Below are 20,134 nucleotides of genomic sequence, written 5' to 3'. Positions count from 1 at the left end.
GGATCCGCGAGATCAACAGCGTGGCGACGTCCATCGCGGCGGCGGTGGAGCAGCAGGGGGCGGCGACGCAGGGGATCGTGCGGAACGGGGCACAGGCCTCGGTCGGCACGTAGGAGGTGACGAGCAACATCGTGGCCGTGGCGCGGGCCGCGGAGGATACCGGTGGGGCGAGGCGGCAGGTCCTGTCGGCGGCGGGCGAATTGGCCCGCCAGTCCGAGGACCTGACGGCCGAGGTGGCGCGCTTCCTCAACACCGTCCGCGCGGCGTGATCTGCAGACGAAAAAGCCCCCCGTCCTGACCGGGCGGGGGGCTTTCGTCGTTCCGGGGAAGCTGCTTCACGCCGCGATGGCGATGCCATCCTTGACCGGGGCGATGCGGCTCGCGCGGAACTCCGCGATGAGCGCGGCATCGAGGTCGGCGAAGACCGTGTCCGGCCCCGCCTGGACGGCCGTCCGGTCCCGGCCGCTGCGGAACCATTCCAGGATCTGTTCCGGCAGGGATTCGAGGATCGCGCCGACCGGGTCGGTGCGGCCCTCCCCTGCGGCGGGCGGCTCCACCGCCGGGGCCTCGGCGCCGGATTCGGCCCGGCGATGGGCCTCCAGCGCCTCGCGCCACGCTGCGTCGGCGGCGATCCGGCGGCGCTCGGCGGCCTCGCGGGCCGTCGCCTGGGCGAGGATCGCGCGGGTCGTCTCGCGCGCCTCGTCGCGGGCGGCCTCGGCCTCGAAGCGGGTGAGCAGGGCGACGACGCTGCGGATCTCCGGGCTCTCCCAGCCCTCGCAGGCCGCGATGGCGTGCTCGATCATCCGCCGGGACAGGCCCGCGCCTTTCGCGCCGCCCGCCGCCGTGTGGGCGGTCTCCCGCCACGCCGCGAGCACCGCGTGCATCGCCGGCAGGAGCGGCGCAGGCAGGCCCGCCTTCTCGTGCAGGTCCGCGACGGCGCGGGGATCGCGCATGGCGCGGGCGACGCCCGCATGGTCGAGGCCCGACAGGTCGGCGAAGGCGGTCTGGGCGAACTCGATCCGGCCGGACAGGATCGCCCGCAGGATCAGCCCGGCATTGAGCTGGTGGCTCGCGCGCAGGTAGCTCACGAGGCGGGAGGTCGCCGCCGCGCCGGCCCCGGCGCTGAGGTCGAGGGCCGTCCGCTCCGCCACCTCGCGGTTCATGCGCTCGCAGCGCGCCTCCCCGAGCCAGCCGCGCTCGGTGGCGAAGGCCGACAGGCTGCGGGCCAGGGCGACGGCCACGGCGTGGCGCACCTCCGGCGGCAGGTCGTGGCGGGCGAGCAGCGCCTCGCGCAGGTCGGCCTCGTGGCCGAAGCGCTCGATCATCCGCAGGAGACGCCCCCCGGTGATCCGCGCGGTCGGGTTGCCCGCGAGCGCCACGAGGGTCGGCAGGTCGGCGATCTCGGCGAGCGCCCCCGAGACGGCGGGGGTGAGGTGATGGCGCCGGGCAATGGCCGCCCGCGCGTCCTCGTCGCCGAGCGCCGCCGCCTCCACGAGGTCCGCCTCGGTGAGGACGGGGGAGCGCGCCAGGATCGGTTCCGCCACCGCGAACGCGTCGCAGGACAGGGCGACCACGATGGGACGCGGGCTGCGGGCGGAATCGGCGCAGACCTCCGCGAGCGCCCGGCGCACCGAGGGGGCCGGGTCGTCGAGGAGGCTGAGCAGCGCCGTCTTGGCCTCCCAGAGGGCGTCGGTGTCGAGGTCGCCGTAGAGATAGGCCCGCGCCAGCGCCGCCCCGCCCTGCGCCCGGCGGTCGGCCGGGGCGTTCAGGGTCAGGGCCAGGAATTGGCGGATGATCATGGACTTCTTGATCATGGGCCTCTCCGGGGCGCGAACAGGGAATTCGGAAGGGGGGCCGCGCCGAACTCCGCCGGGCGGCGGGGCGGCAGGGGCGCGTGGACGAGGGCCGGGCCGGCCGGCACCGGACTGTCCGCGAGGCTGCCCGTCGTCGCCGGGACGTCCTCGGGATCGGCCGAGGCCAGCATCGCCGCCGGGGCGGCGCTCGGGCCTTCGTCGGAGCGCGGGAAGTAGGAGGGCGCCGGCCGGGCCGTGGCGGTGCCGGAACTGCGCCCCTGCCAGAGCTTGGCGGCGGCGTCGGTGGCGGTGACGCGACGGTCGGTCTGGAACAGGCTGCGCAGGTCCGATCCGCCGCCGAAGGCCGTCGCCGTCATGGCGTAGGCGGCGGCGGAAGCCGGCACCTCGCCCCCCTCGGGACGGGACAGCACCACGACGGGATTCGTGCCCTGCGCCGCCCCCTGGGCCGCCGCCGCGAGGCTGGCATAGAGCTCGGCGGCCGTGCGCGGGCGGCCGGTGCGGTCGTAGAACAGGGCGCGGTTGGCGGCCGCCGCCTCGGGCAGGTCGAGGGCGGCGGCGCGCTCCGGGAAGGTCTTGGCGGTGGCGATAAGGCTCGCCGCGCCCTTCGCCCCCAGCACATGGGCGGCGTAGAGGTCCCCCGGCGTCGGCTCGTGGCCCAGGGCCGCCTGGAGCGCCTGCGCGTTCTTCTGGGTGAGGGCGCCGGCCAGGACGGCGGCCACCTTCGGGTCGCGCCGCAGGTCGAGGATCGCCTGCTTCTGGGAGGGGTCGGCGACGGCGTAGGTGCCGTCGGACTGGCGGGAGATGGCATCCGCCTCGGCCTGCAGGCCGAGCTGCGGGCCGGCGTTCTTCATCGTCCCGAGCCAGGTCTGCTCGATGAACTGGAACAGCCCCGTGGCCGAGGAGGTCGGCGCCTTGGCGGAGGGGTCGAGGGCCGATTCGCGGCGGGCGGTGGCGAGGAGGTAGTCGAACCCGACCCCCGTGGCGCTCGCCCCGTCGCGGATCGCCTGCACGACCGGGGCCGGCGCCGGGCGCACGAGGGCCGGGGGCGTCGGGATCTCCGGGGGGCTGGCCGTGGTGGTGAACAGGAACATCCGGCGTCGGCCAGTCTGGTGGGACCGGCCGACCCTGCTCCCGCTATGGTAAACAAAGCCTCAAGGATGACGGGGACTTAACGGGGGCTTGCGCCGCTAACGCTCGGTGAACTCCGCCGCCCCCTTGGGTCGACGCATGGTGAAGCGGCTTTCGGCCGTGATGTGGAAGTAGTCGAAATAGCCGCCGCGCATGATCGGATGCATCGCGCCGGTATCGACCATGCCGTCCGAGACGAAGCGGTCCTCGACGTAGATCGAGACCACCTGCCCGATCACGAGGAAGTTCTCGGCCTCGCCGCCGCCGAGGGGCACCAGTGGCACCGTCTGCAGCCAGCGGCATTCGAGGGCGGCGGGGGAGGCGGCCACGCGCGGCGGACGGACCTTCTGCGAGGGCGCCGTCTCCAGCTTGGCGAAGGCGAACTCGCTCTCCCCGCGCGGCAGGGGCGCGGAGGAATCGTTCATCCCGTCGCGCAGGTCCCAGGTGGCGAGGCTGCACACGAACTCGCCCCCCTCCTCCGCGAAGGTCATGGCGTCCTTCCGCCCGGAGGACGAGAAGGCCACCATGGCATCACCCACCGCGTTGAAGAACGAGTAGGGCGCGAGGTTCAGGCGGCCCTGCTTGTCCATGGCGCTGATCCAGCCGATGGGCCGGGGCGCGACGATGGCCTTCAGCGGGTTGTGCGGCAGGCTGCGGGCGTCGCGGGGCAGGTCGAGATCGTAATGCACGAAGGCCTCACAGGGTGGTGACGATGTCGGCGAGCGCCGGCCGGGGCCGGTCCGAGGGGATCTCCCGCCCCTTCCCGATATGCACGTAACCCGCGAGACGTTCCTGCGGCGCGAGGCCCAGCGCGTCGAGCACCCGCCGGTCGTAGGCGTGCCACTCGGTGAGCCAGGAGGTGGCGTAGCCCATGGCGTTGGCGGCGACGACGAGGTTCATCGAGACCGCCCCAGCCGAGAGCACCTGCTCCCATTCCGGGATCTTCACATGCGGTCCCGCCCGCGACACGACGGCGACGACGACCGGCGCGTGCTGCAGGCGGCGGCGCTCCTGGTCGAGCCTGTCCGGCCCGGCCTCGGGGTTGTCGGCGGCGAAGGCGGCGGCGATGATCTCGCCGACCCGCGCCCGCGCCTCGCCCGCGATGACGATGAACCGCCAGGGGGCGAGCTTGCCGTGGTCCGGCACCCGCGCGGCGAGGGTGAGCAGGGTCTGCATCTCGTCCACGGAGGGGCCCGGCCCGTCGAGGAGGGGCGGCGGCACCGAGCGGCGGGTGCGCAGGAGGTCGAGTGTTGCGGTCATGGCTCCCGTCCGAAGGAGGTCGCGGCGTCTCCGGCGGGTGTCGCACGGGGCGCCGCCGCGCGAAAGGTGCGGCCTTGCCGCCGCCATGGTCGCGCGGCACAGGGGCGGCGGCGGGCGAGAGGACGGACGGCATGGGCGCGGGACGGCGGACGAGGCGGGGCATTCTGCCGGCGGCTCTGGCGATGGCGCTCGTGCCCGCCCTGGCCCTCGCGCAGCAGAGCCTCGTGCCCGGCACCGGCACGCCGCTGCTGACGCCCTCGATCACCAGCCCCGCGCTGCCGCCCTCCCTCCCCCCGGCCGAGCCCGACGCGCAGCTCACCCTGTCGGCGATCTTCACCGGCAGCGGCACGCCCCTGCGCGACGGCCTCGCATGGCGGATCTTCGACGACCGGGGCGAAGGCGCGCGGCCGGCCATCGTCGCCCGCTCCACCGAGGCCGAACCGCATTTCACCCTGCCGCCGGGGGCCTACGTCGCCACCGTCACCTACGGCTTCGCCAGCGCCTCGAAGCGCATCGTCCTCGGCGGGCAGGCCGCCAGCGACACGCTGCGGATCGCGGCCGGGGCGCTGAAGCTCTCCGGCGCGGTGGGCGACACCAAGATCCCGCCGGACCAGCTGAGCTTCTCGGTCTTCGTGCCGGTGGGGACGAACTCGGAAGGGCGCCTCGTGCGCTCGGGCATCCACACGGGCGAGTTGCTGCGCCTGCCCGAGGGCACCTACCACGTGGTCTCGACCTACGGGGAATCGAACGCCATCCAGCGCGCCGACCTCAAGGTCGAGAACGGCAAGGTCACGGAGGCGACCCTCAACCACCGGGCGGCGACCGTCACCCTGAAGCTGGTGGCCACCCCCGGCGCCGAGGCCTTCGCGGGCACCGCCTTCTCCGTGCTGACGCCGGGCGGCGACACGATCCGCGAGGCGATCGGCGCCTTCCCGCAGGTGACGCTGGCCGAGGGCGACTACGTCCTCATCGCCCGCCACGACGGGCAGGTCTTCACCCGCGAGTTCAAGGTGGAGAGCGGCCTCGACCGGGACATCGAGGTGCTGGCGAAGTCGGAGCCGAAGCCGGAGCCCGCTGCGGCGAACTGAGTTGCCTCGCCATCGCCCGGCGAAGCCCCGTTCGGTTCCATGTTCCGGCCATTAACATTTCCGTGGGGCGGCGGAACGATCGGCGCGAACGGGCCATTCTATGCCGCCCGTTCCGGGTGGTTGGAGAATTCCATGCGCCGTCTCGTCCTTGCCTCGCTCGCCGCCGCGCTGCTCGCCGGTCCCGCCCTGGCCGCCGAACACAATGCCACCCCGCCGACCGTGGCGCCGAAGTTCGTCAGCGTCCCGCAGGATGCGGTGCTCAGCTACAACCTGATCGGCCTGAACGTCACGGACGCGCAGAACAACACCGTCGGCGAGATCAAGGACCTCGTCATCGAGAGCCAGAAGCTGTCGGGCTACATCCTGTCCGTCGGCGGCTTCCTCGGCATGGGCGAGCGCTACGTGGTCGTCGGCCCCGATTCCATCGCGCTGGGCTACGATGCCGACGCCAAGAAGTGGAAGGCGATCATCGGCGCCACCAAGGACCAGCTGAAGTCCGCGCCGGAGTTCAAGTACGACGGCAAGTTCAAGCGCTGAGCGGCGCCGGCCCCTCCCCCCTTGGGAGGGGCCCTCTCACGCGTCCTTGTCCTCGCCCGAGCGCAGCAATTCCCCGGCGACGTCGGTGAGGCGCGGCGGCTCGATCCGCACGAAGGGCAGCGGGCGGCACACGGCCAGGGCCGCGAGGCCGAACCGGGCGGTCATCAAGCCGTTCATCACCCCCTCCCCGAGCTTGGCCGAGACGCGGGCCGCGAGGCCGAGCCCCAGCACCTGCTGCATCATGCTCTCGCCGACCGCCATGCCGCCGGTCACGGTGAGATGCGCCAGCGCCGAGCGGGCGAGTCGCAGGAAGCCGAGGAAGCCCGGCCGTCCGCCGTAGATCGTCGCGATCCGGCGCAGCAGCCGCACCCCCGCGAACAGCACGAAGGCGACATCCACGATGGCGCGGGGGCTGAGCGCCGTCACCGCCGAGACCTGCTTGGCCGTCGCCGCGATGGCGTTGCGCGCCTGCCGGTCGAGATCGGTCAGCAATTCCCGCTCCGCGAGGCCGATCCGGTCGTCCACGTCGAGGATCGCATCCGCCGAGGCGTCGAGGCGGGCGCGGGCGGCACTCAGCCGGTCGCGGCCGGCATAGAGGGTGGAGACCTCCTTCACCACGGCGAGCGCCCCGGAATGGTCGCGGGTGGCGATGGCGTCGATGGCCGATTGGCGCAGGCGCTCGATCCGCTTCTCCCGCCGCAGGCCCGCCAACTCGCGCCCGAGGATGACGGCGAGCGCCAGCAGCGCGACGACGAGGAGGGCGAGCGCCACCCAGCCGAGCCAGGGCGCCGCCTGGAACAGCTCGGCGATCATCCGCTCGACGGAGAGGCCGATCCCGAGGGAGACGAGGCCGCCCGCCGCCGACCAGAACAGCGCCCCCCAGGGGGACCGGCTCTTCGGCGCCACCGGCACCGGCACGCCGTCGGCGGCGTCCACGATCTCGAAGGGCTCCTCGACGATCACCGGGGCGGGGGCGGCGCGCTCCGGCGGCGGCGCGAAGCCGGGGCCGGGCGGCGGCTCGGGGGACAGGCGGAAGGCGCGGGGTTTCTGGCCTGAGGTCATCGCGAGGGATCCGAGAGAGTCAGGCGAGCCGGTCGCCGATCAGGAACTGCATCGCCCGGTCGAGGCGGATCTGCGGCAGGTGGCCGGGGCGGCCGTGGGCATCCGGCCGGATGAGCGGCGGGCGGAAGCGCGGGAAGCGCAGGGAGCCGGGTGCGACGGCGCCCTCCAGCACCGCCTCCGGCCGGGCGGGCAACTCGCCTGGGAAGACCGCCGCCTCGCTCTGGCCGTCGAAGGTCTCGTCGCCGACCACCTCCCCGGCCTCGGGCGTGCCCGCCACCGCACGCAGCACCTCGCCGTCGTCGTGGACGGTGGTCTCGCGGGTCGCCCGCACGGAGGCCAGCGCCACCGTGCCGACGCGGGCGCCTGCCGCTTCCGTGCGGCGCATGGCGCGGGAGACGAGGAGGCGCAGCAGCGCGTCGAGCCGGTCGTGGCTGGTCTGGTGGAGGTGGTCGGCCTTGGTGGCCGCGAACAGCACCCGGTCGGCGCGGGGGGCGAAGAGGCGCGACAGGATCGAGTTGCGGCCGATGTTGAGGCTGAGCAGCACCGCATCGATGGCCTCCTCCAGTTCGGCGAGCGCCGTCGGGCCGGCATCCACCGCCGAAAGGACGTCCACCAGCACGATCTGCCGGTCGACCCGCTGGAAATGGTCGCGGAAGAACGGCGTCACGACCTTGGACTTGTAGGCCTCGAACCGGCGCTGCATCAGCCCCGCGAGGCTGTCCGGGTCGATGGTGTCGGGCAGGCGGTCGAGGGGGGCGAAGGTCAGCGCCGGGGAGCCGGCGAGGTCGCCCGGCATCAGGAACCGCCCCGGCGGGGTGGTGGCCACCGCCTCCGGCCCGGCCCGCAGCGCCGAGAGGTAGGTCTTGAACGCGTCGCTCGCCCGCTCGGCGGCGATCTCGTCGAGCGGCGAGGCCGGGTCAAACCCCTGGAGGGCGGCGAGCCACGGGGCGGCGATGGCGGCGCGGCCGGGCCGCCGCGTGCCCGCGATGGTCGAACGCGACCACGCCACGTAGTCGGTCTCGATGAGGGCGAGGTCGAGGAGCCATTCGCCGGGGTAATCGACCACGTCGAGCATCAGCGTCGCCGGGCCGGAGCGCCAGCCGGCGGCGCGCTCGTAGGCGATCTCCAGGCGGAACTGGCTGATCCGGTCGGTGGAGCGCGGCCACGCGCGGGCCTCGGTGAGGGTCGCGAAATGCTCCTCGAAGGGGAAGCGCGGCACGTCGTCGTCGGGCTGGGGCACGAGGCGGGCGCGGCGCAGGCGCCCCTCCTGCGCGGCGGCGAAGGCCGGCAGGGCGTGCGTCTCCACGAGGTGGTGGATCAGCGCCGTGGTGAACACCGTCTTGCCCGAGCGGGCGAGGCCGGTGACGCCGAGACGGAGCGTCGGCTGGACGAGGAGGTCCTGGGACGCCTCGGCGAAGGCGCGCAGGGCCGAGCCGGCGCGGGAGGTGAAGTCGGTCAAGGGAGGGGGCACGGGCCGGCGACGGTTGGAAAGGGGCGGGCGTCAGGTGGCGCGGGGACGGCGTGGCTGCAAGGGTGTTCGATGCGGCTGCGCCGACTCTCCCTCCCCAGCAGAGGGGGGAGGGAGTGCAGTCTGCCCCGTCAGTCCTTCGCCGCGCTCTCGCGGGGCGGCCCATCCTGTGTGAGCCGCCCGATCGCGCCCGCGACGAGGTCCGGCCCGGCGCGGAGGGTGCCGAGTTCCACCGCCGACATGACGAGCATCACGGCGGCGAGGTTGGGCAGGGGCGATCCGTCCGGCGCGAACAGGTGAAGGTCGTCGCCCGGCTTCACGCCGACGCTGCCCGCGATCCGCGCGGCATAGGCATTAATGCGCACCTCGTCGCCGGAGCACAGGGGGGCCGGCAGGCGCAGGTCGAGCAACGGGAGGCCGGCGGCGATGGCCGGCAGCAGGGCCGATTCCGCCACCATCCTGTCCGGGCTCGGCACCCGGCTGCCCGATAGCAGCGCGGAGGGGTCCGCGACCGGGCGCGGGGCGGGTGTCGCCCGCGTCCCGAGGCCGGAGGCGATGTCGGCCACCGGACGGGGTGCGGCGATCCGGGTGCGGGGGCGGCCACCGAGGCGGGCGAGGGGCGACCAGGGCTGGACCCGCAGGCCCCCCGCCGGCGCGCGCCGCGCCGCCGCGACGCGGGGGGCGCCGCCCGGCCGGTGGCGGGCGAGGAAGCGGGCGCGCAGGGTCTTGCTGAGCCCGCGCGGCGCCAGCGTCGTCGAGACGGCGGGCGTCGCGACGGAGGCCCGGCCCAAACTCAGGCCGGCGCTCCTGCACTCGGAGGGCGCCCAGCGGCGCACGATGGCGAGCGCGCTGCGGCGCTCGTAGTCGCGGTAATAGCGGCGCAGGAGCCGCGCGGCGGCGTCGGCCCCGTCGGCCAGCGTGGCGAAGGCGGTGTGCCCCTCCCCGTCGGCGCCGATCTCGCCGGGCCAGCGGGCCGACTTGATGCACCAGCCGTTGTTGAGCCGCACGCAGCGGGCGACGTAGGGCGGGTCCTTGCTGAGGCTCGCCGTGAGGGCCAGCGCCCGGGGCCGGAGCGCCTCAGCCGTCTGCGCGTGCCAGTTCGACACCGCCCGCGTCGCCGGGTCGAAGCGCGGCGCCTCGGCCGGCCCGGGACTCGCCGGGGGCAGGAGCGGGTGCGACGGCAGGGCGGCGTGCAGGCTGCCCCACAGGCTCGCGGTGGCGAGGAGGAGACTCAGCAGCACGGGCCGCCCATCGAACCTCTCACGGGTTCAGCACCTTGAGGGCCGCCTCGTGCAGCCTGGGGTCGCCCGCCGCGACCACCCGGCCCCCCTTGGCGGCGGAACCGCCGTCCCAGGCGGTGACGCGCCCGCCCGCGCCCTCGATGATCGGGATGAGCGCGCAGATGTCGTAGGGCTTCAGCCCAGCCTCGACCACGAGGTCGACCTGCCCCGCCGCGAGCATGCAATAGGCGTAGCAATCGGTGCCGTAGCGGGAGAGGCGCACCCGCCCCTCCAGGGAACGGAAGCGCTCCGCCTCCTCGCCGTCCGCGAACAGGCGCGGGTCGGTGGTGGCGAGGAGCGCCTGGGCGAGGTCGCCGCAGCGGCGAGTGCGCAGGGTGCGCTCCCCGGCCGGGCCGCGCAGCCGCGCCGTATGCCCGTCGCCCGTGAAGATCTCGTTCAGGTAGGGCTGGTGCATCAGGCCGCGCACCGGCACCCCGTGGCGGGTGAGGCCGATCAGCGTGCCCCAGGTCGGCAGGCCGGCGATGAAGGCGCGGGTGCCGTCGATGGGATCGAGCACCCAGACGCATTCCGCATCCTCCCGCTCGGTGCCGAACTCCTCGCCGAGGATGCCGTGGCCGGGGAAGGCCTTGCCGATCAGCGCCCGCAGGACGACCTCCGCCGCCCGGTCGGCCTCCGTCACCGGATCGAAAGGCGCGCCGCCCCGCGCCTTGTCCTCCAGGGCGAATTGCGCCCGGAAGAACGGCAGGATCGCCTTGCCCGAGGCGTGGGCGAGGTCTTCCATGAACCGGCCGAGTTCGACGACGCTCATGCGGGAACTGCTCCGACGGGCCGGCGGCCCGCCGGCGGTCAGACGAAGGCTGGCGCGGGGCCCCGGCGTCAAGCCCCCTGCCCTACGACTTCGGGGGCCAGAGCCGCCGGGGCGGGCGCCTCCGTCCGAGGCCGCGGCGCGACCGTCGCGTCCGCCTCGGCGGCGGCGAGCACCGCCTCCACCGCCTCGTGCAGGGAGCGGGCGGTGATGTCCGCGTCGAGGGTGAAGGTCGGGCGCCGCTCCTCCTGACCGGTGAGCCACAGCCCGGCGAGCACCGGCACGGCGGGCATGCGCTGCCGCAGGCGGGCGATGAGCCGGTTCAGGTGCTGCGGCTCGCCGCCATGGGCGATGGAGACGACGCAGGCGATTTGTGCCGCCCCCGGATCGAGCCGGGAGAGCCGGGCCGAGGCGGTCTCGGAGAAGGGCACCGTCCGCGCGCCGATGCCCCGCTTGGCGAGGATCTGCGCCAGGATCGCCACGGCGGCGGCATCGAGGAAGCCCCGGCCGGAGATGCACAGCACCGCCCCCTCGCGGGTCCAGCCCTCCGGCAGGTCGCCGGGAATCGGATGCACCGGCAGGGGGCTGCAGGCCCCTTCGGCCTCGCAGACATCGGCCGGGTCCTTGTCCCGGTGCGCGCCGCCGACGGGGCCGTCCGCCCGGTCGGCGAGGTCGTCGATCAGTTCGGAGAGCGTGCCGCGCATGGCGCTCTTCTGGGCGGGGGTGAGGACGCCCCGCGCCGCGTCCCTGGCCGCCAGTTCGAGCGCCTTCAGCACCACGTCCTCGTAGTACGAGGAGAGCGAGCAATGCTGGAGGATCAGCTCGGCATGGCCCAGCACCTCCTCGGAATCGCCCGCGAGGATGCGCTGGTAGAAGTTCTGCACGGGTGTCAGCGCGGGCCTGTCGCCGAACAGCACATCGAGGAACTCGAGATGGTCGGCATGGCGCCCGAGCACCACGAGGCAGGCGGTGAGCGGCGTCGAGAGCAGCAGGCCCACCGGCCCCCACAGCCACGTCCAGAACAGCGCCGAGACCAGCACGGCGGTGGGCGAGAGGCCGGTCGACTGGCCGTAGAGCATCGGCTCGATCACCTGCCCGGTGATCGGTTCGAGGATCAGGAACAGGATCGCCGTGGCGATGGTCATGTTCCAGCCCGGCTCGATCGCGGCGGCCAGCAGCATCGGCAGCAGGGCCGAGAGGAAGGCGCCGAGATAGGGCACGAAGCGCATCAGCGCCGAGACGATCCCGCACAGGACCGGATTCGGCACCCCGATCAGGTAGAGCCCGGCGCCGATCACCACGCCGAAGGCGGTGTTGAGGGCGAGCTGGGCCACGAAGTAGCGCGAGAGCCGCTTGGCGGCGTCGTCCATCGCCACCGTGGTGCGGTGGAGGTCGCGCGAGCCCGCCAGCCGGACCAGCCGGTCGCGCAGGTCCTCGCGCTGCATCAGCACGAAGAGCAGCACCACGAAGACGATACCGAGGGTGGCGAGCGGCTGCATGATCGGCGAGAGCAGCGTGCTCGCGGTCTCCAGCGGGCTCGGCGGGGTCGCCGTCATCTCCACGAGCATCGGCTTGCGCTCGGACGGGGGCTCCCCCTTCGCGGCCGGCGGCGGGGGCGCGGCGGCGGGCTTCGGCTGCGTGTCGGCGTTGCCGGCGTTGTGGATCGCCCGGCCGATGTTGGCGACGTAGTCGGTCATGCGCCCGGCGGGGCTGTCGCGCAGGCTGTCGAGCTTGCGCTCGATCGTGGCGCGGTAGCGGGGCACGTCGCCGACGAGGTCCGCGACCTGGATGCCGATCAGCGTCCCCAGCGCCCCGACGATCCCGAGGGTCATCAGGACGGTGAGCCCCACGGCGACGAGGCGCGGCAGGCGCCAGCGGCGCAGATAGTTCACCAGCGGCCCGAGGACGAAGGACAGCAGCAGGGCGATGGCGATGGGGATGAAGATCTCGCGGCCGAAATACAGTCCGGCCACGAGGATCGCCCAGACGATGAGCGGCGAGGCGAGCGCCGCCTTGGGCCGCTCGGCGGCGGTGACGCGGGTCGGACGGGGCCGGATCGACGGACCATCCATGCCGAGCCCCACGCTGCTCCTGTTCACCATCGACGACCCACGAGCCCCCACGACGCCACACGCGGCGCCGACCGGGGCCGGGGCGCCGGCTGAGGAACCGACCGGGAGGCGAAAACGATCCCGGCCGGATGAAGCTCAGCCGTCAGGCGCGGATCACGCCCCCTGCACCCCCGCCCGCGCGACCTCGCCCGCGTCCTTCAGGTCGGGCAGGGAGCGGCACAGGGCGAGCACGCGGTTCGCCTGCGTCGCGGGGAGGATGCCATCCGCGAGGTCCTTGAACTTCGCGTCGAGCTGGGCGTCCGTCATCGGCTTCTCGACGCTGCCGATGGCGTGGTCGATGTGGCGGTGGATCGTGCGGCCGTCGTTCAGCGTCACAATCATATCCACCTGCGCCGGGTCGACGCCGGGCGTGACCACCGGGTTCACCTTGCTCCGCAGCGCCACGACGCGGGGGTCGTTCACCGCCCGGTCGCTGAACTGCTTCTCGCCGCCCGCACCCTCCACGAAGGCCACCGCCACCGCGTGGTAGATGCTGAACTTGCCCTCCAGACCCGTCTTCGGCGCGGTCTTGCCCGTGAGCTCCAGCACCAGCGGATGGACCTTAAGGTCCACGGACTTGATGTCCTCCGGCTTCACGTGGTCCTCGTCGCGGATCTGGATCGCCGCGTCGATGGCCGGATGCATGACGATGCCGCAGGCGAAGGGCTTGTAGGTGTTGAGCGCGCTCTCGTAGCGGCTCCCCAGCCCGTCGGTGATCTGCGACCAGTCCTGCTTGGTCGAGATGGTCTGCGCCCAGCCCCGGCGGACCTCGATCATCTTCTCCGACGACGTGAAGCCCTTCGCGGCCAGGATCGCGGCGAACAGCCCGTTGGCGGCGGCGCGGCCGGGATTGAAGCTCTTGTTCATGGAGCCGAACGACTCGCGCAGGCCCACCGGCTGCGAGGCGGCGAGGCCGAGCGCGTAGATCGTCTGCTCCTCGGTGAGCCCCATCAACTTCGAGGCGGCGGCGGCGGCGCCGAACGGCCCGCAGGTGCCGGTGATGTGCCAGCCGGCATCGTAATGGTTCGGATAGACCATGTTGCCGATGCGGCACTCGACCTCGATGCCCACCACCAGCGCGTCGAGGAAATCCTTGCCAGAGACGGGCTTCATCTCGGCATAGGCCAGGATCGCGGAGGCGACCGGCCCGGCCGGATGGATGATCGTCTTCAGGTGGGTGTCGTCGAAATCGAAGATGTGGCTCGACACGCCGTTGAGGAAGGCGGCGTTCATGATGTCGAACCGCTCGGTGCGGCCGAACAGGCTGGCCTGCGGCGGCCCGGAGAAGGGCTGCAGCGCCGAGACCGCGATGTCGAGGGTCTCATGGTGCGAGCCGCCGATGGCGACGCCCACCCAGTTCAGGAAGCTGCGCACGCCCTCCCGGCGGACGTTCTCCGGCAGGCCGTCATAGGTGGAGCCGCGGATGAACTCCGCGAGGATCTTCGTCACGGGCGGAGGCGGCGGGGCCTTGACTGCCGGGGCCTTGACCGCCGGGGCCGGCGTCTCGGCCGCCTGCGCCGCATTCAGGGCCGGCGCGCCCAGCGCGAGGCCGGCGGCGCCGAGGAGCGAGCGGCGGTTCATACCCATCAGATTGTCCTCCCGCGCGGGCCGTCTCGGGCCCGTCGTGGTCGACCTTATACCCGCTGCGCGCGCTCAGACCAGAACGGGAAGGGCGGCCTGTTCGCCCACCCCGAACACACGGCGGTAGCGGGCGACCTCGTCGGCGGGCCCCTGCGCCTTGGTCGGGTTGTCGGAGAGCTTCACCGTGGGGTGGCCGTTCGCGTCGATGACCTTGCAGACGACGGAGATCGGATCGAGCCGCCCGTCCGGCATCAGGCCCCGGAAATCGTTGGTGAGCAGGGTGCCCCAGCCGTAGCCGATGCGCATCCGCCCGTGGAAGCGGGCATGGATGCGCTCGATCTCGGCGATGTCGAGCCCGTCGGAGAAGATCGCGAGCTTGTCGCGGGGGTCGCGCCCGTGCTCCTGCCAGAAGCGGATCGCCTCCTCCCCGCCCTCGATCGGGTCCTTGGAATCGATGCGGATGCCGGTCCAGTCCGCCACCCAGTCGGGGGCGTTGGCGAGGAAGCCGGTGGTGCCGTAGGTGTCGGGCAGGACGATGCGGAGGTTGCCCGCGTAATCCTCCTGCCAGTCGTCCAGCACCGCGTAGGGCGCCGCCGCCAGGGCGTCGTCGTCGGGGGCGAGCGCGGCGTAGACCATCGGCAATTCGTGGGCGTTGGTGCCCACCGGCTCGACCTCGCGCTTGGCGGCGATGAGGCAGTTCGAGGTGCCGAGGAAGCGCGGCTCGCCCAATCCCTCGGCCATGGCCTGCACACACCAATCCTGCCACAGGAAGCCGTGGCGCCGCCGCGTGCCGAAATCGGCGATGGAGAGGTCGGGCAGGCGCTGCAGCCGCTCGATCTTCTCCCACACGCGGGTCATGGCGCGGGCATAGAGCACCTGCAGCGTCAGCTTGCCGAGCCCGCGCAGCACCGAGCGCGCCCGCAACTCGTTGAGGATGGCCAGCGCCGGCACCTCCCACATCGTGGTCTCGACCCAGGGGCCGTGGAAGGTCAGTTCGTATTGCCCGTCGCGGGTGGCGAGCTCGTACTCAGGCAGTTGGAAAGTCTCGAACCACGCCACGAAGTCGGGTTCGAGGATGCGGCCCTGGCCCCGGAACACGTTGCCCCTCAGCCACGTCACCTCGCCCTTCGAGAGGCGCAGGGAGCGGGCATGGTCCAGTTGCTCCCGCAGCAGCCCCTCATCGACCTCGTCGGCGATGCGGACCCGGGCGGTGCGGTTGGCGATGCCGAAGGTCGTCTCCACCTGCGGGTGCCGGCGCAGGATCGTCTGCGCCATCAGGAGCTTGTAGAAATCCGTATCGAGGAGCGACCGCACGATCGGATCGATGCGGAAGCTGTGGTCGTACACCCGCTTCGCCAGATCGAGCATTTTTGGGACTTCGGGTCGCGCCGGGGGAGTGGGAGGGCGCATGGATTCACGCCCCGCGTCAATGCCCGGCGCGTTGTCCCTCCCCCTTTGCGGGGGAGGGAGAGGCGGTGGTGACTACGACAGGCCGACCTTCTTGGTCTCGGTCTTCGGGCTCTCGCCGGTCAGGGCGGCCTTCACGGTGCCGTAGAGGTGCAGCATCGTGGCGTTCGGGCTGTCCCAGTACTCGCCCTTCTCGGGGCAGACGCGGATCAGGGCGACCTCGGGGTCGTCCTTGCCGTTGGGAAACCACGTCTTCAGGCTGGCATTCCACTTCTCGTCGATGAGCGCCTGATCGCGGATCACCTCGGCCTTGCCGGCGACCGACACGTAGTTCTGGCTCGACGGGTCCGAGTAGGCGAGGTTCACTTGGTTGTCGCGGCTGATCTCGGCCGTCTTCGGCGAATGGAGCTTGGTGAAGAACCATAGGTCGCCGTTCGGATCGATGTCGTTGTTCCACATCGGGCGGCTGTTCAGCGTGCCGTCGGTGTCGACGGTGGTCATCATCGCGACCTTCACGTCCTTGATGAGTTCGAACAGCTTCTCGGCGCCCTCGTGGTCGCGATGGTTCTGGTGCACGGCGTGACTCCTGCCTCGACGGGGGCCAGCCTGGGGGGCCGGCCCGGATTCGCGTCTTCAACGGGCGAGGCTCCGGTTGGTTCAGGCCGCGCGCCAGGGTGGTGTTTCGCTCGGGCGCGTATAGATGGAGACAAACGAGTTTCGGAGCCCCTGACCTTGGCCATCACCCGCGACGACGTGCTGCGCGCCCTGCAATCGGTGACGATCGACGCCGCCGGCACCACCCTGCCCGGCTCCGGCCGCCTCTCCCAGGTCGTGGTCGATCCGACCAACCGGGTCATGTTCTCGATCCTCGTGGACGCCTCCGAGGCCGAGAAGTTCGAGCCGGTGCGGCGTCAGGCGGAGGGCCGCGTCCTGCAGATGCCGGGCGTCTCCGGCGTGTTCGCGAGCCTCACCTCCGAGCGGGACGGGAGCCATCCGGCGCAGAGCAGCGCCGCCCCGCACCCGGTGAGCCCGCCCCCCGTCGCCCCGCCCCGGCCCGGCGCCCCGCCGCAGCAGGGGCCGAAGCTGCCGGGCGTGCGCCACATCGTGGCGGTGGCCTCGGGCAAGGGCGGCGTCGGCAAGTCCACCACCGCCTGCAACCTCGCCCTCGCCCTCCAGGCGCAGGGGCTGAAGGTCGGCCTCCTCGACGCCGACATCTACGGCCCCTCGGTGCCGAAGCTGTTCGGCCTCACCGGCAAGCCGACCGTGGTCGACAACAAGGCGATGGAGCCGATGGTCGGCTACGGCCTGAAGGTGATGTCGATCGGCTTCCTGATCGAGCCCGAGGCGGCGATGATCTGGCGCGGCCCGATGGTCCAGTCGGCGATCACGCAGATGCTGCGCGACGTGCTCTGGGGCGAACTCGACGTGCTCCTCGTGGACATGCCCCCCGGCACGGGCGACGCGCAGCTCACCATGGCTCAGGCGACCCCGCTCTCGGGCGCGGTGATCGTCTCGACGCCGCAGGACCTCGCGCTCATCGACGCCCGGCGCGGGGTGACGATGTTCAAGAAGGTCGCGGTGCCGATCCTCGGCATCGTCGAGAACATGGCGACCTTCGTCTGCCCGAATTGCGGCCATGCCTCGCACATCTTCGGGCACGGCGGCGCGCGCAACGAGGCGCAGCGCCTCGGCGTGCCGTTCCTCGGCGAGGTGCCCCTGAACATGACGATCCGCGAGACCTCCGATGCCGGCCGCCCGGTGGTGGCGACCGATCCCGAGGGGCCGCAGGCCAAGGTCTACCGCGAGATCGCCGCGTCGCTCTGGGCGAACCTCTCCGGCGCGGGCCCCGCCCGCTCGGCGCCGAAGATCGTCTTCGAGTAGGCGCCGGTGGCGGGGCCCGTCCTCGGCCTGATCCTCGCGGGCGGCCTCGGGCGGCGGATGGGCGGGGTCGACAAGACCCTGCTGCCCCTCGGGGGACGGCCCCTCCTGGCGCGGATCGCGGCGCGCGTGGCGCCGCAATGCCCGGCCGGGCTGGCGCTCAGCGCCAACGGCGATCCGGCGCGGTTTGCGGGGGTATTCGACGGGCCGGTCCTGCCCGATCCCGTGCCGGGCGCCGTGGGGCCGCTGGCGGGCATCCTGGCCGGGCTGGAACACGGCGCCGGCCTGCCCGGCGTGACGCATGTGCTGAGCGTGCCGGGCGATGCCCCGTTCCTGCCGGAGGATCTCGTCGTGCGGCTCACCGCATCCCCCGGCGCGGGCCCCATCGCGGTCGCGGCCTCAGGGGGGCGGGAGCATTACACGGCGGCGCTCTGGCCCGTCGCCCTGCAAGACGACCTGCGGGCGTGGCTCGCGTCCGGCGAGCGCCGGGTCGGCGGCTTCATCGCCCGCCACGGGAGTGCGGTGGTGGAATGGCCGGTGCAGCCGGTCGATCCGTTCCTCAACCTCAACGCGCCGGAGGATGTGTCCCGGGCGGAGGCCTGGCTCGGGGCGTGAGGGGTCCCTCCCCCCGCCGGGCGGGGGGAGGAGCCGGAAGCCTTACGCGGCGGCGCCGACGGTGGCCTTCACGATCTTGTCCGGGGAGCGCGGCGGCTCGCCCTTGTTGATCGTGTCGATGACGTCCATGCCTTCCACGACCTTGCCCCACACGGTGTACTGCTTGTCGAGGAAACGGGCGTCCTCGAAGCAGATGAAGAACTGCGAGTTCGCCGAGTGCGGAAAGTTCGTGCGGGCCATGGAGCAGGTGCCGCGCACGTGCGGCTCGGCGTTGAACTCGGCCTTCAGGTCGGGGAGGTCGGAGCCGCCCGAGCCGGTGCCGGTCGGGTCGCCGGTCTGGGCCATGAAGCCGTCGATGACGCGGTGGAACAGCACGCCGTCGTAGAAGCCCTGGGAGGCGAGCGCCTTGATCCGCTCGACATGGTTCGGGGCGAGGTCGGGGCGCAGCCCGATGACGACGCGGCCCTTGGTGGTCTCGAGGACGATGGTTTCGTTGTCCGCCATGATCGGTTCTCCGTTGGTCGGGTGGGGGATGGGGGTCGCCGGCCGGTCAGGCCGGGGGATGGTAGACGAAGCGCAGGGCCAGCGGGCGGCCGGCGATGGCCCGGCCGAGGCCGGGGGTGAGGTGCGCCGGGGTGCAGCGCCCGAGCGCCGCGAGGGTGGCACGGGTGAGCGTGGTGCGGTCCCCGCCCGAGACGCCCGCCGCGTAGGTGATGCGCGGGGTGCCGATCACGCTGCCGTCCCGCCGAAGCGAGAACCGGGCCGTCACCTGCACGTCCGGCCCCTGCGGGGTGGCGGCGAAGTGGGGCGGGCTCCAGCAGGCGGCGAGCGCCGGGAAGAGCTGCCGCAGCGTGTTCGCCGCGCCCGGAGGCCGGTCCGCCATCGGCACGGCGATCGTCGCCGCCAGGGTCTCCGGCAGGGCCAGGGAATAGCCCCCGCCGGGTTCGTAGACATAGCCCGAGAAGAGATGCCTGCCGTCATAGGCGCGCGCCGGCAGCGCCGCGCCGAGGACGAGGGCGCCCCAGAGGACGGGCCGGAGGGTCCGCCTCACTGAGCCTTCCCGGCCAGCGTCATGCGCACGATCTTGTCGGGATCCTGCACCGCGCCGCCGGGGGCGCCGGGGGCCGCCTTCTTGATCTTGTCGAGGACGTCGAGACCGTCCGTGACGTTGCCGACGATCGTGTACTGGCCGTTCAGGAACGGCGCGTCGCCGAGGCAGATGAAGAACTGCGAGTTGGCCGAGTTCGGGTTGCCCGAGCGGGCCATGCCCACCGTGCCGCGCTTGAACTGGGCGCTCTGCGAGAACTCGGCCGGGATGTCGGGCAGGTCCGAGCCGCCGGTGCCGTTGCCCTTCGGGTCGCCGGTTTGGGCCATGAAGCCGTCGATCACCCGGTGGAACTTCAGCCCGTCGTAGAAGCCGCGCGAGACCAGCGTCTTGATCTGCTTCACGTGCTTGGGCGCGAGGTCGGGGCGCAGCTCGATGGTGATGCGGCCGTCCTTGGTCTGCAGGTAGACGGTGTTCGAATCGGCGGCGAAGGCCGGCGCGGTGAGCCCGAGGGAGAGGGCGAGCGCGAGGAGCGTGCGGCGTTTCATGGCTCGTATCGGATCCTTCTGGTCTGTCGGATGTCAGGCCGGCGCGAAACGCGCCTTGAGCCGGGCGGCGACCTCGGCGGGCACGAAGGGCGAGACGTCGCCCCCCATCCCGGCGATCTGCCGCACCAGGGTCGCGGTGATGGGCCGCGCGCTGGTCGAGGCCGGGAGGAACACGGTCTGGACCTCCGGCGCCATGGCGCCGTTCATGCCGGCAAGCTGCATCTCGTAGTCGAGATCGGTGCCGTCGCGCAGGCCCCGGATGAACACCGTGGCACCGCAGCGCCGCGCCGCGGAGACGGCGAGGTCGTCGAAGGTCACGACGTCGAGGGTCGCCCCCTCGGCGCCCGCCACCGGCCCGCAGGTGATCTGCAGCAACTCGGCCCGCTCCTCGGCGGAGAAGAGCGGCGCCTTGCCGGGATGCACGCCGATGGCGATCACGAGCCGGTCCACCAGGCGGCAGGCCTGGCGCACGACGTCGAGATGGCCGTTCGTGACCGGATCGAACGAGCCGGCATAGAGGGCTATACGGGTCATCGCCGGTTGCCC

General features: G+C 72.7%; 20 protein-coding genes and 1 pseudogene. 5 read left to right on the top strand and 16 right to left on the bottom strand.

Going from position 1 to position 20,134, the window contains the following annotated elements; all coding sequences use genetic code 11:
- Nucleotides 1-269, top strand: a pseudogene (locus tag MKK52_RS07885) (chemotaxis sensory transducer); the annotation flags it as partial.
- 66 nt (nucleotides 270-335) lie between these two features.
- Here the strand turns inward: MKK52_RS07885 and MKK52_RS07880 are convergent.
- The 4 genes from MKK52_RS07880 to MKK52_RS07865 form a co-directional block, all read right to left on the bottom strand.
- Nucleotides 336-1,814 (bottom strand): DUF2336 domain-containing protein, encoded by a 1,479-nt coding sequence (locus MKK52_RS07880; RefSeq protein ID WP_243953254.1) that lies wholly within the window; start codon nucleotides 1,812-1,814, stop codon nucleotides 336-338.
- Nucleotides 1,811-2,905, bottom strand: a complete 1,095-nt coding sequence (locus MKK52_RS07875) for a lytic transglycosylase domain-containing protein (RefSeq protein WP_243953253.1) — start codon at nucleotides 2,903-2,905, stop codon at nucleotides 1,811-1,813. The genes MKK52_RS07880 and MKK52_RS07875 overlap by 4 nt, the downstream gene beginning before the upstream one ends.
- A 96-nt stretch (nucleotides 2,906-3,001) precedes the next feature.
- Nucleotides 3,002-3,631 (bottom strand): flavin reductase family protein, encoded by a 630-nt coding sequence (locus MKK52_RS07870; protein ID WP_243953252.1) that lies wholly within the window; start codon nucleotides 3,629-3,631, stop codon nucleotides 3,002-3,004.
- Nucleotides 3,632-3,638: 7 nt separating this feature from the next.
- Nucleotides 3,639-4,202 (bottom strand): nitroreductase, encoded by a 564-nt coding sequence (locus MKK52_RS07865; RefSeq protein ID WP_243953251.1) that lies wholly within the window; start codon nucleotides 4,200-4,202, stop codon nucleotides 3,639-3,641.
- A gap of 131 nt (nucleotides 4,203-4,333) precedes the next feature.
- Between MKK52_RS07865 and MKK52_RS07860 the strand changes: the two genes are divergently transcribed.
- Both MKK52_RS07860 and MKK52_RS07855 read left to right on the top strand, forming a co-directional pair.
- Nucleotides 4,334-5,290 carry a hypothetical protein gene (locus MKK52_RS07860; RefSeq protein WP_243953250.1) on the top strand — a complete coding sequence of 319 codons (957 nt, stop codon included), beginning with the start codon at nucleotides 4,334-4,336 and terminating at the stop codon, nucleotides 5,288-5,290.
- Between the two features lie 132 nt (nucleotides 5,291-5,422).
- Nucleotides 5,423-5,827 (top strand): PRC-barrel domain-containing protein, encoded by a 405-nt coding sequence (locus MKK52_RS07855; RefSeq protein ID WP_243953249.1) that lies wholly within the window; start codon nucleotides 5,423-5,425, stop codon nucleotides 5,825-5,827.
- Between the two features lie 36 nt (nucleotides 5,828-5,863).
- Here MKK52_RS07855 and MKK52_RS07850 read toward each other — a convergent pair whose 3' ends face one another.
- From MKK52_RS07850 to MKK52_RS07815, 8 genes are all read right to left on the bottom strand, one after another.
- On the bottom strand, nucleotides 5,864-6,889 hold the full coding sequence (locus MKK52_RS07850) for a YcjF family protein (RefSeq protein WP_243953248.1): 1,026 nt from the start codon (nucleotides 6,887-6,889) through the stop codon (nucleotides 5,864-5,866).
- Between the two features lie 19 nt (nucleotides 6,890-6,908).
- Nucleotides 6,909-8,348, bottom strand: coding sequence for a YcjX family protein (locus MKK52_RS07845; protein WP_243953247.1), 1,440 nt, complete (start codon nucleotides 8,346-8,348; stop codon nucleotides 6,909-6,911).
- A gap of 140 nt (nucleotides 8,349-8,488) precedes the next feature.
- Nucleotides 8,489-9,598 (bottom strand): hypothetical protein, encoded by a 1,110-nt coding sequence (locus tag MKK52_RS07840; protein ID WP_409564631.1) that lies wholly within the window; start codon nucleotides 9,596-9,598, stop codon nucleotides 8,489-8,491.
- Nucleotides 9,599-9,617: 19 nt separating this feature from the next.
- Nucleotides 9,618-10,406, bottom strand: a complete 789-nt coding sequence (gene hisN / locus MKK52_RS07835) for a histidinol-phosphatase (protein ID WP_243953246.1) — start codon at nucleotides 10,404-10,406, stop codon at nucleotides 9,618-9,620.
- 68 nt (nucleotides 10,407-10,474) lie between these two features.
- On the bottom strand, nucleotides 10,475-12,505 hold the full coding sequence (locus MKK52_RS07830; RefSeq protein WP_243953245.1) for an AI-2E family transporter: 2,031 nt from the start codon (nucleotides 12,503-12,505) through the stop codon (nucleotides 10,475-10,477).
- 123 nt (nucleotides 12,506-12,628) lie between these two features.
- The gene (locus tag MKK52_RS07825; RefSeq protein WP_243953244.1) at nucleotides 12,629-14,101 is read right to left on the bottom strand and encodes an MmgE/PrpD family protein; all 1,473 of its coding nucleotides are present in this window, start codon (nucleotides 14,099-14,101) and stop codon (nucleotides 12,629-12,631) included.
- Between the two features lie 66 nt (nucleotides 14,102-14,167).
- Complete coding sequence (locus MKK52_RS07820; RefSeq protein ID WP_243953243.1) at nucleotides 14,168-15,463, bottom strand: nicotinate phosphoribosyltransferase; 1,296 nt, start codon at nucleotides 15,461-15,463, stop codon at nucleotides 14,168-14,170.
- A 114-nt stretch (nucleotides 15,464-15,577) separates the two neighbouring features.
- Nucleotides 15,578-16,078, bottom strand: a complete 501-nt coding sequence (locus MKK52_RS07815) for a pyridoxamine 5'-phosphate oxidase family protein (protein ID WP_243953242.1) — start codon at nucleotides 16,076-16,078, stop codon at nucleotides 15,578-15,580.
- A gap of 156 nt (nucleotides 16,079-16,234) precedes the next feature.
- On the opposite strand from MKK52_RS07815, the gene apbC reads away from it, so the two are divergent.
- Both apbC and mobA read left to right on the top strand, forming a co-directional pair.
- Nucleotides 16,235-17,383, top strand: coding sequence for an iron-sulfur cluster carrier protein ApbC (apbC, locus tag MKK52_RS07810; RefSeq protein ID WP_243953241.1), 1,149 nt, complete (start codon nucleotides 16,235-16,237; stop codon nucleotides 17,381-17,383).
- A 6-nt stretch (nucleotides 17,384-17,389) separates the two neighbouring features.
- Nucleotides 17,390-17,995, top strand: coding sequence for a molybdenum cofactor guanylyltransferase MobA (gene mobA, locus MKK52_RS07805; RefSeq protein ID WP_313898736.1), 606 nt, complete (start codon nucleotides 17,390-17,392; stop codon nucleotides 17,993-17,995).
- A gap of 42 nt (nucleotides 17,996-18,037) precedes the next feature.
- On the opposite strand, the gene MKK52_RS07800 is transcribed toward mobA, so the two are convergent.
- From MKK52_RS07800 to coaD, 4 genes are read right to left on the bottom strand one after another with little or no spacing between them, the layout of a single operon-like run.
- On the bottom strand, nucleotides 18,038-18,499 hold the full coding sequence (locus tag MKK52_RS07800; RefSeq protein WP_243953240.1) for a peptidylprolyl isomerase: 462 nt from the start codon (nucleotides 18,497-18,499) through the stop codon (nucleotides 18,038-18,040).
- Nucleotides 18,500-18,545: 46 nt separating this feature from the next.
- Nucleotides 18,546-19,046 carry a hypothetical protein gene (locus tag MKK52_RS07795; protein WP_243953239.1) on the bottom strand — a complete coding sequence of 167 codons (501 nt, stop codon included), beginning with the start codon at nucleotides 19,044-19,046 and terminating at the stop codon, nucleotides 18,546-18,548.
- Entirely contained in the window at nucleotides 19,043-19,588 is a 546-nt protein-coding gene (locus MKK52_RS07790; protein ID WP_243953238.1) for a peptidylprolyl isomerase, read from the bottom strand. The genes MKK52_RS07795 and MKK52_RS07790 overlap by 4 nt, the downstream gene beginning before the upstream one ends.
- A 33-nt stretch (nucleotides 19,589-19,621) precedes the next feature.
- Nucleotides 19,622-20,122, bottom strand: a complete 501-nt coding sequence (gene coaD, locus MKK52_RS07785; RefSeq protein WP_243953237.1) for a pantetheine-phosphate adenylyltransferase — start codon at nucleotides 20,120-20,122, stop codon at nucleotides 19,622-19,624.
- Between the last annotated feature and the right edge of the window lie 12 nt (nucleotides 20,123-20,134).

This window comes from Methylobacterium sp. J-067 (assembly GCF_022829465.1).
Classification (GTDB): domain Bacteria; phylum Pseudomonadota; class Alphaproteobacteria; order Rhizobiales; family Beijerinckiaceae; genus Methylobacterium; species Methylobacterium litchii.
Note: the sequence above shows the minus strand (reverse complement) of the source record. Positions and strands in the feature narration are given on the sequence as shown.

Bases quoted from the DNA above. Each gene is read 5' to 3' on its own strand.
- MKK52_RS07880 (WP_243953254.1), bottom strand. From the start codon at position 1,814: ATGATCAAGAAGTCCATGATCATCCGCCAATTCCTGGCCCTGACCCTG.
- MKK52_RS07875 (WP_243953253.1), bottom strand. From the start codon at position 2,905: ATGTTCCTGTTCACCACCACGGCCAGCCCCCCGGAGATCCCGACGCCC.
- MKK52_RS07865 (WP_243953251.1), bottom strand. From the start codon at position 4,202: ATGACCGCAACACTCGACCTCCTGCGCACCCGCCGCTCGGTGCCGCCG.
- MKK52_RS07860 (WP_243953250.1), top strand. From the start codon at position 4,334: ATGGGCGCGGGACGGCGGACGAGGCGGGGCATTCTGCCGGCGGCTCTG.
- MKK52_RS07855 (WP_243953249.1), top strand. From the start codon at position 5,423: ATGCGCCGTCTCGTCCTTGCCTCGCTCGCCGCCGCGCTGCTCGCCGGT.
- MKK52_RS07850 (WP_243953248.1), bottom strand. From the start codon at position 6,889: ATGACCTCAGGCCAGAAACCCCGCGCCTTCCGCCTGTCCCCCGAGCCG.
- hisN (WP_243953246.1), bottom strand. From the start codon at position 10,406: ATGAGCGTCGTCGAACTCGGCCGGTTCATGGAAGACCTCGCCCACGCC.
- MKK52_RS07830 (WP_243953245.1), bottom strand. From the start codon at position 12,505: ATGGTGAACAGGAGCAGCGTGGGGCTCGGCATGGATGGTCCGTCGATC.
- MKK52_RS07825 (WP_243953244.1), bottom strand. From the start codon at position 14,101: ATGGGTATGAACCGCCGCTCGCTCCTCGGCGCCGCCGGCCTCGCGCTG.
- MKK52_RS07820 (WP_243953243.1), bottom strand. From the start codon at position 15,463: ATGCTCGATCTGGCGAAGCGGGTGTACGACCACAGCTTCCGCATCGAT.
- MKK52_RS07800 (WP_243953240.1), bottom strand. From the start codon at position 18,499: ATGGCGGACAACGAAACCATCGTCCTCGAGACCACCAAGGGCCGCGTC.
- MKK52_RS07790 (WP_243953238.1), bottom strand. From the start codon at position 19,588: ATGAAACGCCGCACGCTCCTCGCGCTCGCCCTCTCCCTCGGGCTCACC.
- coaD (WP_243953237.1), bottom strand. From the start codon at position 20,122: ATGACCCGTATAGCCCTCTATGCCGGCTCGTTCGATCCGGTCACGAAC.